The sequence below is a fragment of the Arthrobacter pityocampae genome, assembly GCF_002927275.1.
GTDB classification, from domain to species: Bacteria; Actinomycetota; Actinomycetes; order Actinomycetales; family Micrococcaceae; genus Arthrobacter_D; species Arthrobacter_D pityocampae.
The window spans coordinates 1-1,047 of sequence record NZ_PRKW01000034.1; the positions used below are offsets into that span (position 1 = coordinate 1).

Here is a 1,047-nt window from a genome sequence, read left to right on the forward strand (position 1 = left end):
ACGCGTGATCACAAAAGCAGGTAGATGTTTAAAGATGAGTCTTCTAACCGAGGTCGAAACGTACGTTCTCTCTATCATTCCATCAGGCCCCCTCAAAGCCGAGATCGCGCAGAGACTTGAGGATGTTTTTGCAGGGAAGAACGCAGATCTCGAGGCTCTCATGGAGTGGATAAAGACAAGACCAATCCTGTCACCTCTGACTAAGGGGATTTTAGGGTTTGTGTTCACGCTCACCGTGCCCAGTGAGCGAGGACTGCAGCGTAGACGGTTTGTCCAAAACGCCCTAAATGGGAATGGAGACCCAAACAACATGGACAAGGCAGTTAAATTATACAAGAAACTGAAGAGGGAAATGACATTTCATGGAGCAAAGGAAGTTGCACTCAGTTACTCAACTGGTGCGCTTGCCAGCTGCATGGGTCTCATATACAACAGGATGGGGACAGTAACTGCAGAAGGGGCTCTTGGATTGGTATGTGCCACTTGTGAGCAGATCGCTGACGCACAACATCGGTCCCACAGGCAGATGGCAACTAGTACCAACCCACTAATTAGGCATGAGAATAGAATGGTACTAGCCAGTACTACGGCTAAGGCTATGGAGCAGATGGCTGGATCAAGTGAACAGGCAGCGGAAGCCATGGAAGTCGCAAGCCAGGCTAGGCAAATGGTGCAGGCTATGAGAACAGTCGGGACTCACCCTAACTCCAGTACAGGCCTAAAGGATGATCTTATTGAAAATTTGCAGGCCTACCAGAACCGGATGGGAGTGCAACTGCAGCGGTTCAAGTGACCCACTCGTTGTTGCAGCTAACATTATTGGGATATTGCACCTGATATTGTGGATTCTTGATCGTCTTTTCTTCAAATGCATTTATCGTCGCTTTAAATACGGTTTGAAAAGAGGGCCTTCTACGGAAGGAATGCCTGAGTCTATGAGGGAAGAATATCGGCAGGAACGGCAGAATGCTGTGGATGTTGACGATGGTCATTTTGTCAACATAGAGCTGGAGTAAAAAACTACCTTGTTTCTACTGATCACGCGTA

General features: G+C 47.9%; 2 protein-coding genes. One reads left to right on the forward strand and one right to left on the reverse strand.

Annotation, left to right across the window (positions count from 1 at the left end):
- On the forward strand, positions 1-793 hold a 793-nt coding region (locus C4K88_RS18280), incomplete at its 5' end, for a matrix protein 1 (RefSeq protein WP_206604400.1).
- Here the strand turns inward: C4K88_RS18280 and C4K88_RS18285 are convergent.
- Complete coding sequence (locus C4K88_RS18285) at positions 786-992, reverse strand: hypothetical protein (RefSeq protein ID WP_241522039.1); 207 nt, start codon at positions 990-992, stop codon at positions 786-788. The genes C4K88_RS18280 and C4K88_RS18285 overlap by 8 nt on opposite strands.
- Positions 993-1,047: the final 55 nt, after the last annotated feature.